Here is a 14,469-nt window from a genome sequence, read left to right on the forward strand (position 1 = left end):
CGCCGGACGGATCCGGCAGGGCCCCTGGCCACACTCAGCGGGTCACTTCTTGCGGCGACGCCCGCCCGCGTTCTTCTGCGCCTTGCGGCGCTCCGCCCGCGTCATACCGTCGCCCGCGTCCTCGCCGTCCGACGCGAAGTCGCCCTCGACGACACCTCCGTCACCGTCCACCGACGGCGCCGAGAAGTGCAGCCGGTCCGGCCGCTGCGGAGCGTCGAGACCCTTCGCCCGGATCTCCGGACGGCCCGCCGGCACGGCCTCGCCCTTGTCCAGGGACGGCGCGCCCGCCTGCACCGGAACCTCCTCGACCTGCTGCTCGACCTGGACCTCCAGGTTGAACAGGTAGCCGACGGACTCCTCCTTGATGCCCTCCATCATGGCGGTGAACATGTCGAAGCCCTCGCGCTGGTACTCGACCAGCGGGTCCTTCTGCGCCATCGCCCGCAGGCCGATGCCCTCCTGGAGGTAGTCCATCTCGTAGAGGTGCTCGCGCCACTTGCGGTCCAGGACCGACAGCACGACCCGGCGCTCCAGCTCGCGCATGATCTCCGAGCCGAGCTGCGCCTCACGCGCCTCGTACTGGGCGTGGATGTCGTCCTTGATGGACTCGGCGATGAACTCCGCGGTGATGCCCGCGCGGTCGCCCGCCGCGTCCTCCAGCTCCTCGATCGTCACCTTCACCGGGTAGAGCTGCTTGAACGCGCTCCACAGCCGGTCGAGGTCCCACTCCTCCGCGAAGCCCTCGGCGGTCTCCTGGCGGATGTAGTCGTCGATGGTGTCGTCCATGAAGTGGCGGATCTGCTCGTGCAGGTCCTCGCCCTCCAGGACGCGACGGCGCTCGCCGTAGATGACCTCGCGCTGGCGGTTCAGCACCTCGTCGTACTTCAGGACGTTCTTGCGCGTCTCGAAGTTCTGCGTCTCGACCTGCGACTGGGCGGAGGCGATGGCCCGGGTGACCATCTTGTTCTCGATCGGCACGTCGTCCGGCACGTTGGCCATGGCCATCACGCGCTCGACCATCTGCGCCTTGAAGAGCCGCATCAGGTCGTCGCCCAGCGACAGGTAGAAGCGGGACTCGCCCGGGTCGCCCTGACGGCCGGAACGACCGCGCAGCTGGTTGTCGATGCGCCGCGACTCGTGGCGCTCGGTACCGAGGACGTAGAGCCCGCCGAGCTCCTTGACCTCCTCGAACTCCGCCTTCACGGCCTTCTCGGCCCGCTCCAGCGCGCCCGGCAGGGCCGCCGCCCACTCCTCGACGTGCTCGACCGGGTCCAGGCCCGCCTGCCGCAGCTCCGCCTCTGCCAGGTCGTCCGGGTTGCCGCCCAGCTTGATGTCGGTACCGCGGCCGGCCATGTTCGTCGCGACGGTGACCGCGCCGCGGCGGCCGGCCTGGGCGACGATGCTCGCCTCGCGCTCGTGGTGCTTGGCGTTCAGCACCTCGTGCGGCACGCCCCGCTTCGACAGCTGCTGCGAGAGGTACTCGGACTTCTCGACGGACGTGGTGCCGACCAGGACCGGCTGGCCCTTCTCGTGCTTCTCCACGATGTCGTCGACGACCGCCGCGAACTTGGCGACCTCGGTCCGGTAGATCAGGTCCGACTGGTCCTTGCGCTGCATCGGCTTGTTCGTCGGGATCGGGACGACGCCGAGCTTGTAGATCTGGTGGAACTCGGCCGCCTCGGTCATCGCCGTACCGGTCATGCCGGACAGCTTGTCGTAGAGGCGGAAGAAGTTCTGGAGGGTGATCGTGGCGAGCGTCTGGTTCTCGTCCTTGATCTGCACGCCCTCCTTGGCCTCGATGGCCTGGTGCATGCCCTCGTTGTAACGGCGGCCGGCGAGGATACGGCCGGTGTGCTCGTCGACGATCATGACCTCGCCGTCAATGACGACGTAGTCCTTGTCCTTCTTGAACAGTTCCTTCGCCTTGATGGCGTTGTTCAGGTAACCGACGAGCGGGGTGTTCACCGACTCGTACAGGTTGTCGATGCCCAGCCAGTCCTCGACCTTGGCGACACCGGCCTCGTGGATGCCGACCGTGCGCTTCTTCTCGTCGACCTCGTAGTCGCCGGTCTCCTCGATGCCCTTCAGCGGGTTGCCGGGCTCGCCCCTCGTGAGACGGGTCACCAGCTTCGCGAAGTCGGCGTACCACTTGGTCGCCTGGTCGGCCGGACCGGAGATGATCAGCGGCGTACGGGCCTCGTCGACGAGGATCGAGTCGACCTCGTCCACACACGCGAAGTTGTGGCCGCGCTGCACCAGCTCGTCCTTCGACCACGCCATGTTGTCGCGCAGGTAGTCGAAGCCGAACTCGTTGTTCGTGCCGTACGTGATGTCGCAGGCGTACTGCTCACGGCGCTGCGCCGGCGTCATGTTGGCGAGGATGCAGCCGACGGACAGGCCCAGGAACTTGTGCACCCGGCCCATGAGCTCGGAGTCGCGCTCGGCCAGGTAGTCGTTGACCGTGATCAGGTGCACGCCCTTGCCGGACAGCGCGTTCAGGTACGCGGGCAGCGTGCCGACGAGGGTCTTGCCCTCACCGGTCTTCATCTCGGCGACGTAGCCGAGGTGCAGCGCGGCACCGCCCATCAGCTGGACGTCGTAGTGACGCTGGCCGAGGACGCGCTTGGCCGCCTCGCGGACGGTGGCGAAGGCCTCCGGCAGCAGGTCGTCGAGGCTCTCGCCGTCGGCGTACCGCTGCTTGTACTCCTCGGTCAGGGCCCGCAGGTCGGCGTCGGAGAGGTTGACGAAGTCCTCTTCGATGGAGTTGACCTGGTCCGCGATGCGGTGCAGTTTGCGCAGGATCTTGCCTTCGCCTGCACGCATGAGCTTGTTGAAGACGGACACTGAGGCTGGTCTCCTTGCCGGTCGGGCCTGGCACTGGGTCTTGTCACGGACACGAGCGCGGGCACGGCAGGTGGTCCCCACCGCAACGGCCATCGTAAGCGAGACCACCCTCACGGAGGGAGGCCCGCAGGGCCGCCGCCGCACGTCCGCCCGCAATAGAGAACGCACGAGGTGGTCGGAAGGTGCCGCGTCTTCCGAAAAGTGTTCGCTTCAACCCCGCCCGGTCCTCACAATCCGGGCATGGATCCCATCACGCTCACCAGCGAACGCCTCCGGCTGCGCGGCTTCGTCCCCGAGGACGAGGACATCGTGTACGCCCACTGCCAGGACCCCGCCATCCGCCGCTGGACGACCGTCCCGGACCCGTACCCCCGCGAAGCCGCCACCTTCTTCCTCACCCGGCTCGTCCCCGACGGCTGGCGCGACGACTCCGACTACACCTTCGCCGTCGAGCCGCTGGAGGGCGGACCGCTGTTCGCCTCCGTCGGCCTGCACAACCGCGGCAGCGGCGTCTGGGAGGTCGGCTTCTGGCTCGCCCCCGGCCACCGCGGCCGGGGCTACATGACCGAGGTCGTCCGCACCGTCGCCCACTGGGCCTTCACCGGACTCGGCTGCGTCCGCCTCGTCTGGCGCGCCGAGGTCGGCAACACCGCCTCCCGCGCGGTCGCCGAACGCGTCGGCTTCGCCCTGGAGGGCGTCCAGCGCGCCGGCCTCCTCCACAACGGCACCCTCAGGGACGCCTGGACCGGCTCCCTGCTCCCCTCCGACTTCGGCCTGCCCAGCCCCGTCCCGTACCTCCCGCCCCGCGAGGCGCCGCCCGCCGTGGCCCCCCGCCCGACCGCCCCGGAGACCTCCGGCACTGTCGGTCCCGGGGCCTAGGGTTTCCCCATGACGACCGTGCCGAAGACCGCCCCGCCGACCTCTCCGAAGCCCGCTCCGAAGCCCACCGCCGCCCTCTCCGCCACCGAGGCGCGCAGGATCGCCCTGCGCGCCCAGGGCTTCCTCGGCGCCCCCGACCGCCGGGCCGGCGTCCGCGGCGTACTCCGTCAGCTCGGCCAGGTCCAGCTGGACACCATCTCGGTCCTCGCCCGCTCGCACGAGCTCATCCCCTACGCCCGTCTCGGCGCCGTCGGCCGGACCGCCGTCGAGGAGGCGTACTGGTCCGACGGCCACGCCTTCGAGTACTGGTCGCACGCCGCCTGCATCCTGCCCGTCGAGGAGTGGCCGCTGTTCGCCTTCCGCCGCCGCGCCTACCGCGCCCGGCCGCAGTGGTACCACGACCTGCCCGAGGGCGCCTACGCCAAGGTCGTCGACCAGCTGCGCGCCGAGGGCCCGCGGACCGCGACCGAACTCGGCGGCGCCAAGAACAAGGGCGAGTGGTGGGACTGGTCCGACACGAAGATCGCCGTCGAGCGGGCGCTGATGTTCGGCGAGGTCGTCGTCACCGAGCGGCGCGGCTGGAAGCGCGTGTACGACCTCGCGGAGCGCGCGATCCCCGAGCGGCTCCGCCACGACGACCTCGACGACGCCGAGTGCGTACGGCGGCTCGTGCGGCAGGCGGGCGAGGCACTGGGCGTCGGCACGCGCGCGGACATCGCCGACTACCACCGGCTGAAGGGCGAGCAGTTCGACGCCGTGGTCGCCGACTCCGGCCTGGTGCCGGTCGAGGTGGAGGGCTGGGGGAAGCCGGCCTGGGCGGACCCGGCGGCCCTCGACGCCCCGCCGCGCGGCCGGCACCGCACGACGCTCCTCTCCCCCTTCGACTCGCTGATCTGGGAGCGGGCGCGCACCGAGCGGATCTTCGGCTTCACCCACCGCCTGGAGGCCTATGTGCCGAAGCCGAAGCGGGTGCACGGCTACTTCGCGATGCCCGTCCTCGCCGGCGGGCGCCTCGTCGGCCGGGTGGACCCCGCCCGCGAGGGGCGCACCCTCGTCGCCAAGCAGGTCTCCGTGGAGGGCCCCAAGGCCGTGGAACCGGTCGCCCAGGCCCTCCGCGAGGCCGCCTCCTGGGTCGGCTGCGACACGGTGCGCGTCGAACGCCTCGACCCGCCGGAGCTGACCCCGCTGCTGGTCAAGGCCGTGGACGCCTGAGCCGTCAGCGCCTGATCCCTGAGCCATGGATGCCCGGGCCGTGAACGCCCGGGCGTCGCCTCAGCGGATCTCCAGGATCTTCTCCCGCATCGCGTACACCACGGCCTCCATGCGGGAGTGGAGCTGGAGCTTCTCCAGGATGTTCCGCACGTGGTTCTTCACCGTGTTCTCGGAGATGAACAGCTCCTTGGCGATGTCCCGGTTGTTCATGCCGGTCGCGACCAGCTTCAGGACCTCCAGCTCGCGGTCGGTGAGCCGGGGCGCCGGGACCAGCCGGCGCTCGTCGGTGCGCTGGATCATCGACTTGAACTCGGTGAGGAGCTTCGAGGCCATCGACGGGCTGATCTGGGACTGCCCGTCGGCAACGGCACGGATCGCCGTCGCGACCTCGTCGGTGGAGATCTCCTTGAGCAGGTAACCCGTCGCGCCCGCCTTGATCGCGTCGTACAGGTCCGCCTCCTCGTCGCTGATCGTCAGCATGATGATCTTCGCGCTGGGGGCGACCTCCTTGATGGAGGTGCACGCCTCGATGCCGCCGCGCCGGGGCATCCGCACGTCCATCAGGACGATGTCCGGCAGCAGGTCCGCCGCCTTGTCGACCGCCTCGGCGCCGTCTCCCGCCTCGCCGACGACCTGGATGTCGTCCTCCTGCGCGAGGACGATCTCCAGGCCCCGCCGGAAGAGCGCGTGGTCGTCCACCACGAGGACCCTGATCGGCTCCCCCCGATGGACGTCGGCGCCCGAATCCGATCCTTCCGGGACACCCTCATGGGCGAGCGCACCGCGCTCGTGCCCGCCGAGCACCGGGCCGAAGCTGTCTGCCATCGTTCCTCCCCCTGAAGGCCGTGGCCTGAATTCGTTTCCGGATTCGTTTCCGGTGCCTCCAACCACTGCCCTGGAGGCACCGGTTGGCGTGCACGCCATGATTTCATGCCCGGGCGGTCCCGGGGTGTCCTCAGGGGCGCACAGGGGTGCCCCTGGGGGCGCGAGGGGCGCTCCAGGGGCACCGGAAGAGCCGGCCGATCAGCCGTTCGACGGGTCAGCCGCCGAGCGCGCCGCCCGCTCCGCCGCTGTTCTCGGCGAGCGGGTCGTTCTCCAGGTGGATGACGCCGTAGTCATAGGCATGGCGCCGGTAGACGACGCTCGGCTGCTTCGTCTCGGCGTCGACGAAGAGATAGAAGTCGTGCCCGACCAGTTCCATCTCGTAGAGGGCCTGGTCGAGTCCCATCGCGGCGGCCCGATGCGTCTTCTCGCGGACCACGAGCGGACCTTCGCCCTGGACCTCGATCGGACCCACCATCTTGGTGGGAACCTCGCCGTCGGTCTCGTCGGCGACGAGCTCGCCCTGGCCGTTCAGCTGGGCCACGCCGGGGACGACGTCGGCGACCTCCGCCGCGGAGAGCCGTCCGTTGCCCCTGCGGGTGTAGCGCTTGTCGTGCTGCTTGCGGAGCCTGGCCTCCAGCTTGTCGCTGGCCAGGTCGAGGGCCGCGTACGGGTCGGCGGCCGACGCTTCGGCCCGGATGACCGGGCCTCGGGAGTGGAGGGTGATCTCCACGCGGTCGGACCGGTCGGCCTGCCGCGGGTTGGGCTCCTTGGACACCTCGACGTCGAGGCTGATCACCTTGCCGTCGAGCTTCTGGATCTTCTCCAGCTTCAGCTTCTCGGCCACGTGCTTGCGGAACCGCTCAGGCACCTCGGTCTTGCGGCCCTTGACGACGATGTCCACGCAGAACTCCGTTCCCGGATAGCCCGCCCGGCTCCCAGGCCGGCGGGCGTCTCCCTTTGCACCAGCCCCGGCGCTTTCACCGGAGCTCGGACTTGGCGACTTCCTCCTCCTCCCCAGTCGACAAGATCGCCACCCCGTCGACGGGAGGTTAATTCGCCTTTAACTCCTGTCCTGTGCGCAACCATGTATGCGTCGAGGGGATCGGACTTCCGCCCGCCCTCACAACCGAACATAGCCCCTTCGGACGGGTGTCGGCACCCGCTGCCGCGACTTGGCTCCAATCGGACGCTTTCACCTCTCACCACCTGCAACGATCCAAGTTTCCGACGAGTTCCGGTTTATTTCGAACGAAGCGGGAGATGATGCGATCACAGCCGCCACCCGCTGTTCGAATTCATGCTGCGCGAAATCACTTCGGGGTCTTTCCGCAGCCCCGGAGGTGAACGCGGAACGGAGCACGGGACGGGACGCGGGCCGGAACGCGGAATGGGACGCGGCACGAACGAATCCGCCGCCCGCGCCCCGGAGTCCGTCGCCGAGCGCCCGCGCGGCCTCCGCGAGCGTCGCCCCGGTCGTCATCAGGTCGTCGACGAGGACCACCCGCCCGCCGGCCAACAGCCGCGCTCCGCCCGGCACCACCTCCAGCGCCCCCGCCAGGTTCGCCCGACGTCCGCGCGCCCCGAGCCCCGCCTGGTCCGCCACGGCCCGCCGCTGCCGCAGCACCGGCACCACCCGGGCCGGCCGCCCCGCACGCCGCAGCCGCGACGCCGCGGCGAGGGCCACCCGCCGCGTCGGATCGTGCCCCCGCGCCCGCACCGAGCCCCGCGAGGACGGCACCGGCACCAGGAGCAGCGGACGGCCCCCGACACCGCCCACGGCCCGCACAGCCCCCTCCACGGCCCGTGCCAGCGCCCCGCCCAGCGGGCCCACCAGCCCCAGCGCCCCCCGCTCCTTGTGCGCGATCAGCAACTCCCGCACGACGCCCTCGTACGGCAGGGCGGCGTGCACCAGGGGCAGGCCCTCCGGCTCCGGCAGGGGGCGCACCCGCCCGCCCCCTCCCCCCTCCCCCGCCCCGACCCCCGCCAACTCCCCCGCACACCCCGCGCACAGGGCCGTCCGAGGGGCCCCGCAGCCCTCGCAGGTGCCCGGCAGCACCAGCCCGGAGATCTCGCGCCACCAGCCCCGCATGGCTCCACTGTGACGGGGAGGGAGGGGACGTGCCACCCCTGTGGAAAACAGCCTGTGGACAACGTGATGGGGGCTGTGTCCCGGGGCCAGAACCCCGGGACACAGCCCCCACCTCGGACAACCCCCTCGGACGCAGCGCGCCCGGTGGCCCGCCCTACCCCGGGTAGACCGGCCCGTTCCCCGACTTCACCAGCGGCTGCCAGTTCGCGCCGGGCACCAGCCGCACGATGCCGTCGTTGCCGGAGGCGGCGACGAGCGGCTCGGTGTCGCGGTAGGGCGCGGCGACCGTGCTGACGCCGTTGAGGCCGGGGAGCACGGAGCTGGCGGAGGTGGAGCCGTCGGTCTGGAGGAAGCGGAGCTGCTGGACGCCGCCGGCCTCCCGGCCGACGACGACGAGCCGGCTCGGGCCGGCCCAGGAGACGGACGAGATCGACTCCATGCGCGGCGCGGCCGGCTGGAGGTCGACGACGGACACGGTCTGCTGGTCCGCGCCGTCCTGGCGTTCGATGCGGCCGATCTGGAGGGTGGTGCGCCCCTCGCGGGTGATGAGGAGCGCGATCCGCACCCCGTCCGCCGAGACGCGCAGCGACTCGACCCGGGTGTCCTCGGTCAGCCACGGGGTGCGGACCTCGAACCACTTGCCGGTTCCGTCGGGCACGATGACCAGCCGCTGGTGGCCCTTGGCGCGGTCGGCGACCCACAGGTCGCCCCGGCGGCCGTCCCAGCTGGGCTGCGAGAGCCCGTCGTGGACCGCCGCGGGGCCCACCGCCGCGCTCTTGAAGACGGGGGGCAGCTGCTCCTGCTCGGTGGTGAGGGAGGAGACGTACATCGCGGTGCCGTCCTCGGAGACGCCGGCCGCCCGCGTCTCGCCGCGGGCCACGGCGACGGAGCCGAGCGGGACCGTCCCCTTGCCCAGCGGGCCGGGCACGGGGACGGGCGGGATGCCGTCCTTGCCGCCGGGGGCGAGCGCCATCATCCGGCCGCCCTCGTCGACGAAGAACGGCGTCTCGTCCTGCCCGGTCTCCCTGACCGCCCGGAAATCGGCGGCCTGCCCCTTCCCGAGTCGGCACACGGCGCCGCCGTCGCGGGCCTGGAGCTCCACCTGGTCGACCCGTACGGAGGGCAGGTCGCCGAGCGTGACGAGCATCTGGGCCGCCATCCGCCGGCACACCTCGCCGCCGAAGCGGTCGGCCGTCGCGTTGAGCGGCACCTTGAGAGTGAACTGGTCGTCGGTGGTCAGCGTGGTGACGTCCGCCTTCAGCTCGGTCCCGGACGGGAAGGGCGAGTCGACGGCGGGCCGCAGCCAGTGCGTCGGCCCTTCCAGGAGCGCCTTCACGGTCTGCGCGACCGTGTCCATCCGGGTGACGGGGTCCTGGCGCTGCCGGATGTAGACGGGGTCGGCGACCAGCCAGTCCTCGCCGGAGGCGAAGTAGTACTTGTTGACCGAGCGGTAGTTCCGCAGGAAGTCGGCCTCGCCGAGGACCAGGCCGGGCGGCAGGCCGTCGATCCGCCATTCCTTGTCCTTGCCGCCGGCCACGGTCTCCTGCACGACGTGGATGGCCTGCGTGTATTCGACGGGGCTGTTCGGCTGGTACGCGTGCCGGGCGTCCACGGTCGCGATCTTGCGGCCGGAGATCGGGTACGCGCGCCCCTGGTTCTCGGGGTCGGCGTTGCGGTCGGCGCCCTTGCGGTCGGGCGCGGTGGCGAGCACGGTGATGCTCTGCTCCGGCTTCCAGGATTCGGCGGCCTGCCGGGTCAGGTACTTGCGGGCGGTGGCGAAGCCGGGGTCGTCACTGGTCATGGCCTCCAGGAAGCCGTCGACGATCTCGTCGGGGTTCGCGTTCTCCCGGGGGGCGACCGCGTAGACCCGCACCTGCGACTCGCCGGGGTTGGCCCCTCGTACGGCTTGGACGTCGCCGCTGTCGGGCATGGTGGCGCAGCTCGTGGCCAGGAACGCGCCGCAGGCGGCGAGCGCAAGCGTCCGTCCGGTCCGACCCCGCCCCGCCCGCGGCCGCTTCCGCTCGTCAGCCCTCACGTGTGCCGTCCTCCCGCTCCGCGTTCCCCGCCCTGCCCGTGCTCGTGCCGGTGCCCGGGCCGTGTTCCGTCTCGGCCGCCGTGCGTGCCACCACCCGGGCGCCGTTGCCGGGCAGCGCCGCCGGGTCGACGGCCGCGGTCAGCGGCGCCGGGAGGCGCGGCGGCACGCCGGGCAGCGGGGCCCGTTCGCCGGCGGACTGGGCGGGTACGGAGGCGGTGCGGCCCGTCTCCTGTGCCCGGCCCGCGGCGGCCTGCTCCCGGTTGCGCCGGGAGTCCTCGGGCTCCAGCGGTATCGGCGATCCCCGCAGCGGCTCGTCGGCGGTGCGCGGCAGCGTCAGCCGGAACTGCGAGCCGCCGCCGGCCTCGCCCCACGCCTGGAGCCAGCCGCCGTGCAGCCGGGCGTCCTCGACGGCGATGGACAGGCCGAGGCCCGTTCCGCCGGTGGTACGCGCGCGTGCCGGGTCGGCGCGCCAGAAGCGGTTGAAGACCCGGGTGGCCTCGCCCGGTTTCAGTCCGACGCCGTAGTCGCGTACGGCGACGGCGACGGCCCCGCCGGCCGCGGCGAGTTTGACGACGACGTCCCGGCCCTCGCCGTGCTCGACGGCGTTGACGACGAGGTTGCGCAGCACCCGCTCGACGCGGCGGGCGTCCGCCTCGGCGACGACGGGCTGTTCGTCGCCGACGACGACGATCCGGGTGCCCTTGCGTTCGGCGAGCGGCTCGGCGCCGCCGATGACCCGGCGCACCACCTGCCGCAGGTCGATCGGCTCGGCCTCCAGGGCGGCGGCGCCGGCGTCGAAGCGGCTGATCTCCAGGAGGTCGGAGAGCAGCGACTCGAAGCGGTCGAGCTGGTCGCCGAGGAGTTCCGCGGAGCGGGCGGTGACGGGGTCGAAGTCGACGCGGGCCTCGTGGATGACGTCGGCCGCCATCCGGACGGTGGTCAGCGGGGTCCGCAGCTCGTGCGAGACGTCGGAGACGAACCGCCGCTGCATCCGCGACAGCTCCTCCAGCTGCTGGATCTTGAGCTGGAGGTTGGAGGCCATCTTGTTGAAGGCCTCGCCGAGGCGGGCGATGTCGTCCTCGCCGGTGACCTTCATCCGTTCCTGGAGCCGTCCGGCGGAGAGCCGTTCGGCGATCCCGGCGGCCATCCGCACGGGGGTGACGACCTGCCGCACCACGAACCAGGCGATGGCTCCGAGGAGCACGACGACGAAGAGTCCGGCGGTCGCCAGGGTGGTCTTGACCAGGTCGAGGGAGTCCTCCTCCTGGGTGAGCGGGAAGAGGTAGTACAGCTCGTACTGCTTGCCCTCGGCGTCGTTGAGCCGCTTGCCGATGACGAGTCCCGGCTCGGACGGCTTGTCGCTGGCGTAGTGGATGCGTCCGTACTTCTGGAACGGGGAGTTGCCGTTCGCCACCCAGTGCCGCAGGTCGACGGGGACGGACCGTGTGGGGTCGACCTCGCCGGAGGCGCGGGCGCCGCGGCTCGCGGTGTCGCCGGAGTCCAGCGAGAGCGCCACCACGTTGAACGCGTTCTGGCCGCCGCTGGCGAGCTGCTCGACGAGGGTGGAGCGCCAGTTCACCGAGGATCCGGCGCGTACGCCGTCCTGCCCGGGCACTCCGGAGGGGGTGGTCGCCGCCCGGTCCTGCGCGGCGGAGAATCCGCCGGCGGCCTGGGTCTGGGCGGCCTTCTCCTTGGTTTCGAGCAGGCCGTTGCGGACCTGCCCGATGACGACGAGGCCCAGCAGCAGGACCACGCCGAGGGACATCAGGAGGGTGCCGGCGACGACCCGCAGCTGGATGTTCCGCCGCCACAGCCGTACCGCCGGCAGCAGCGGCCTGCGCACCAGCCGGGCGACGATCCGGAAGACCCTGCCTCCCGGCGTCCCGTCCTGGAGGAACCGGCCACCGCGCCTGAGGCGGCCGGAGCGCGAGCCCCCCCGTCCCGGTCCGGCAGCCCGCCCGGTACGGCCCCCGGGGGCGGGGGACTCCGGAGCAGCACTGCCCTTGCTCATATCAGCTCGGTCCCGCCTTGTAGCCGACGCCGCGGACGGTCACCACGATCTCCGGCCGCTCCGGGTCCTTCTCGACCTTGGAGCGCAGCCGCTGGACGTGGACGTTCACGAGCCGGGTGTCGGCCGCGTGGCGGTAGCCCCAGACCTGTTCCAGGAGCACCTCGCGGGTGAACACCTGCCAGGGCTTGCGGGCGAGCGCGACCAGCAGGTCGAACTCGAGCGGCGTGAGCGCGATGGACTGGCCGTCCCGCTTCACGGAGTGGCCGGCGACGTCGATGACGAGGTCGCCGATGGTGAGCTGCTCCGGCGCGGGCTCCTCGGAGCGCCGCAGCCGCGCCCTGATGCGGGCGACGAGCTCCTTGGGCTTGAACGGCTTGACGATGTAGTCGTCGGCCCCTGACTCCAGGCCCACGACGACGTCGACGGTGTCGCTCTTGGCCGTCAGCATCACGATGGGCACGCCGGACTCGGCCCTGATGAGCCTGCAGACCTCGATGCCGTCCCGTCCGGGCAGCATGAGGTCGAGCAGCACCAGGTCCGGCTTGGCCTCCCGGAATGCGGCGAGGGCCTTGTCGCCGTCCGCGACGAACGACGGCTCGAACCCTTCGCCCTTCAGCACGATCCCGAGCATCTCGGCCAGTGCTGTGTCGTCGTCGACGACGAGAACGCGTCCCTTCATATCGACATCATCCCATTTCCGTATCAGTCTCAAGGCGGCTGGTGAGATACCTCACTGACCTGCGACAACGTCCCGGAGGAAGTCTCTGACTCCCTGTGTTCGGGCGCCCCGCCGCCAGTAACGACTGTCACCCCCCGTGCCCCCGCGGTCGCCCAGAACCGTACCCCGCCGGGCCGCGAACGCCCACGTTCGGGACGGTGCTTCCTGCTTGGTCCATCGTCGGGTCCACCGTGGCACGATGGCAGCCGGCCCGCCGCCCGACCGTGGACGGCCGCCGTGACCAGGCCGGTTCGCCGACCGGCACCGCGACCCAATCCTTCGAGGTGGACGACCGTGAACGACACTCCGGGCCGGAACACGCCCGGATCCGCCCCTTCCGACGACCAGGACGGCTCGGTGATCCCCGGGCAGCCCTCCGCGCCGGAGCCGGACGGCTCCGGGCCCCAGTGGTCGAAGGACCAGCCGCCCGCCGGCCGCTGGTCGCCGCCTCCGGGCGGCCCGAACCGGCCTCCGGTTCCCGGCCGGACCTGGGGCAACCCGCCCCCGCAGCGCGGCTGGGGCGGCTACGGCGCCCCGCCCGCGCCGCAGCCCGGCGTCATCCCCCTGCGTCCGCTGGGCGTCGGCGAGATCCTCGACGCCGCGGTCCGGACCCTCCGCCGCTACTGGCGCACGGTGCTGGCCGTGACGGTCCCCGTGGCCGTCGTGACGCAGGTGGCCCTGGTGTTCGTGCAGCGGTACCTCTCCGCGGAGTTGCCGGCCCTGCACGCGGACGCGACGCCGACGGAGCAGCTGGAGGCGGCCTCCGCCTATCTGCGGGCGTCCGCCACGGAGCTGGCCCCGACGATGCTGGTGTCGGTGGCCGCCTCGGTCTTCACGAGCGCTCTCCTGACCATCGTGGTCAGCCGGGCCGTCCTGGGACGCCCCGTGACGGTCGCGGAGGCCTGGCGGGAGGCCCGTCCACGTCTGCCGCAGCTCCTGGTGCTGTCGCTGGCCCTGCCGCTCGGCGCCGGGGCGCTCGCCTCGCTGGCGATGCTCCCGGGTCTGCTGCTGGGCGGCGCCGGCGGAGCGACGCTGGCCTTCCTCGGCGGTTCGGCGGCCTTCGTGGCCGTCGTGTGGCTGCTGATGCGCTTCGGCCTGGCGTCCCCTGCGCTCATGCTGGAGCGTCAGGGCATCGTGGCGGCGCTGAAGCGCTCGGCGAAGCTGGTCGACGGCTCCTGGTGGCGGATCTTCGGCGTCACGGTACTGGCCCAGCTCCTCATCATGATCTTCACAATGCTGATGGCGCTCCCGTTCACCGCGATCGCCTTCGCTCTCGACGGCGGCGTCGAGCTCTCGTGGACGTACCTCTCGATCATGGCGGTCGGCGGAATCGTCACCAGCTCCCTCACGTATCCGGTCGCCGCGGGCGTCTCCGTGTTCCTCTACGTGGACCAGCGCATCCGCCGCGAGGCCCTGGACCTGGAACTCACCAAGGCGGCGGCCGGCCCCGACGCCTGACCCCACCACGACGGCCCCCGCTCTCCCCTCCGAGGAGACGGGGGCCGTTTTCATGGGGGGACGGTGTCATCGAGCACGGTGGAAATGGCCGGTGAACGCAGAAAAGCCCCGCACCATAAGGTGCGGGGCTTTCCCACAATGATTGTTCGGCGGCGTCCTACTCTCCCACAGGGTCCCCCCTGCAGTACCATCGGCGCTGAAAGGCTTAGCTTCCGGGTTCGGAATGTAACCGGGCGTTTCCCTAACGCTATGACCACCGAAACACTATGAAGTTGAACTCAACCGGAACATGGGAGTTCGTTACTTCAGAACTAACACAGTGGACGCGAGCAACTGAGGACAAGCCCTCGGCCTATTAGTACCGGTCAGCTCCACCCATTACTGGGCTTCCACATCCG

10 protein-coding genes and 1 rRNA gene are annotated in these 14,469 nt (G+C 71.4%); 3 read left to right on the forward strand and 8 right to left on the reverse strand.

Translation table 11 applies throughout. The features are described 5' to 3' along the window. Positions 1–42 precede the first annotated feature (42 nt). Positions 43–2,844: a preprotein translocase subunit SecA gene (gene secA, locus ACFZCF_RS05295; RefSeq protein ID WP_388441678.1), complete on the reverse strand. Its 2,802-nt coding sequence runs from the start codon at positions 2,842–2,844 to the stop codon at positions 43–45. A gap of 240 nt (positions 2,845–3,084) precedes the next feature. Between secA and ACFZCF_RS05300 the strand changes: the two genes are divergently transcribed. Both ACFZCF_RS05300 and ACFZCF_RS05305 read left to right on the forward strand, forming a co-directional pair. Beyond that, positions 3,085–3,723: a GNAT family N-acetyltransferase gene (locus ACFZCF_RS05300; RefSeq protein ID WP_388441681.1), complete on the forward strand. Its 639-nt coding sequence runs from the start codon at positions 3,085–3,087 to the stop codon at positions 3,721–3,723. A gap of 9 nt (positions 3,724–3,732) precedes the next feature. Continuing rightward, the gene (locus ACFZCF_RS05305) at positions 3,733–4,935 is read left to right on the forward strand and encodes a winged helix-turn-helix domain-containing protein (protein WP_388441684.1); all 1,203 of its coding nucleotides are present in this window, start codon (positions 3,733–3,735) and stop codon (positions 4,933–4,935) included. A 60-nt stretch (positions 4,936–4,995) separates the two neighbouring features. Here ACFZCF_RS05305 and ACFZCF_RS05310 read toward each other — a convergent pair whose 3' ends face one another. The 6 genes from ACFZCF_RS05310 to mtrA all read right to left on the reverse strand — a co-directional run bounded on the left by ACFZCF_RS05310 (position 4,996) and on the right by mtrA (position 12,574). Further along, the gene (locus tag ACFZCF_RS05310; protein ID WP_391284725.1) at positions 4,996–5,760 is read right to left on the reverse strand and encodes a response regulator; all 765 of its coding nucleotides are present in this window, start codon (positions 5,758–5,760) and stop codon (positions 4,996–4,998) included. 214 nt (positions 5,761–5,974) lie between these two features. Then, positions 5,975–6,661: a ribosome hibernation-promoting factor, HPF/YfiA family gene (gene hpf, locus ACFZCF_RS05315; protein WP_388441690.1), complete on the reverse strand. Its 687-nt coding sequence runs from the start codon at positions 6,659–6,661 to the stop codon at positions 5,975–5,977. Positions 6,662–6,952: 291 nt separating this feature from the next. Then, positions 6,953–7,849 (reverse strand): ComF family protein, encoded by an 897-nt coding sequence (locus tag ACFZCF_RS05320; RefSeq protein ID WP_391284728.1) that lies wholly within the window; start codon positions 7,847–7,849, stop codon positions 6,953–6,955. 154 nt (positions 7,850–8,003) lie between these two features. Further along, positions 8,004–9,779: an LpqB family beta-propeller domain-containing protein gene (locus ACFZCF_RS05325; RefSeq protein ID WP_391284730.1), complete on the reverse strand. Its 1,776-nt coding sequence runs from the start codon at positions 9,777–9,779 to the stop codon at positions 8,004–8,006. Positions 9,780–9,873: 94 nt separating this feature from the next. Beyond that, positions 9,874–11,895, reverse strand: a complete 2,022-nt coding sequence (mtrB, locus tag ACFZCF_RS05330; protein ID WP_391284732.1) for an MtrAB system histidine kinase MtrB — start codon at positions 11,893–11,895, stop codon at positions 9,874–9,876. Position 11,896: 1 nt separating this feature from the next. Continuing rightward, positions 11,897–12,574 carry a two-component system response regulator MtrA gene (gene mtrA, locus ACFZCF_RS05335; protein WP_030498730.1) on the reverse strand — a complete coding sequence of 226 codons (678 nt, stop codon included), beginning with the start codon at positions 12,572–12,574 and terminating at the stop codon, positions 11,897–11,899. A 333-nt stretch (positions 12,575–12,907) separates the two neighbouring features. Between mtrA and ACFZCF_RS05340 the strand changes: the two genes are divergently transcribed. Next, a complete protein-coding gene (locus ACFZCF_RS05340) occupies positions 12,908–14,071 on the forward strand; it encodes a hypothetical protein (RefSeq protein ID WP_391284735.1) in 1,164 nt (387 codons plus the stop codon). Between the two features lie 144 nt (positions 14,072–14,215). Here ACFZCF_RS05340 and rrf read toward each other — a convergent pair. Next, positions 14,216–14,332, reverse strand: a 5S ribosomal RNA gene (rrf, locus tag ACFZCF_RS05345). Positions 14,333–14,469 lie beyond the last annotated feature (137 nt).

This window comes from Streptomyces sp. NPDC007945, from assembly GCF_042958885.1.
In the GTDB taxonomy this organism is placed as follows: Bacteria; Actinomycetota; Actinomycetes; order Streptomycetales; family Streptomycetaceae; genus Streptomyces.

What these genes read in the sequence shown, in the direction of transcription:
- ACFZCF_RS05300 (WP_388441681.1), top strand. Translation starts at nt 3,085, where the DNA reads ATGGATCCCATCACGCTCACCAGCGAACGCCTCCGGCTGCGCGGCTTC.
- ACFZCF_RS05305 (WP_388441684.1), top strand. Translation starts at nt 3,733, where the DNA reads ATGACGACCGTGCCGAAGACCGCCCCGCCGACCTCTCCGAAGCCCGCT.
- ACFZCF_RS05310 (WP_391284725.1), bottom strand. Translation starts at nt 5,760, where the DNA reads ATGGCAGACAGCTTCGGCCCGGTGCTCGGCGGGCACGAGCGCGGTGCG.
- ACFZCF_RS05320 (WP_391284728.1), bottom strand. Translation starts at nt 7,849, where the DNA reads ATGCGGGGCTGGTGGCGCGAGATCTCCGGGCTGGTGCTGCCGGGCACC.
- ACFZCF_RS05325 (WP_391284730.1), bottom strand. Translation starts at nt 9,779, where the DNA reads ATGCCCGACAGCGGCGACGTCCAAGCCGTACGAGGGGCCAACCCCGGC.
- mtrB (WP_391284732.1), bottom strand. Translation starts at nt 11,895, where the DNA reads ATGAGCAAGGGCAGTGCTGCTCCGGAGTCCCCCGCCCCCGGGGGCCGT.
- mtrA (WP_030498730.1), bottom strand. Translation starts at nt 12,574, where the DNA reads ATGAAGGGACGCGTTCTCGTCGTCGACGACGACACAGCACTGGCCGAG.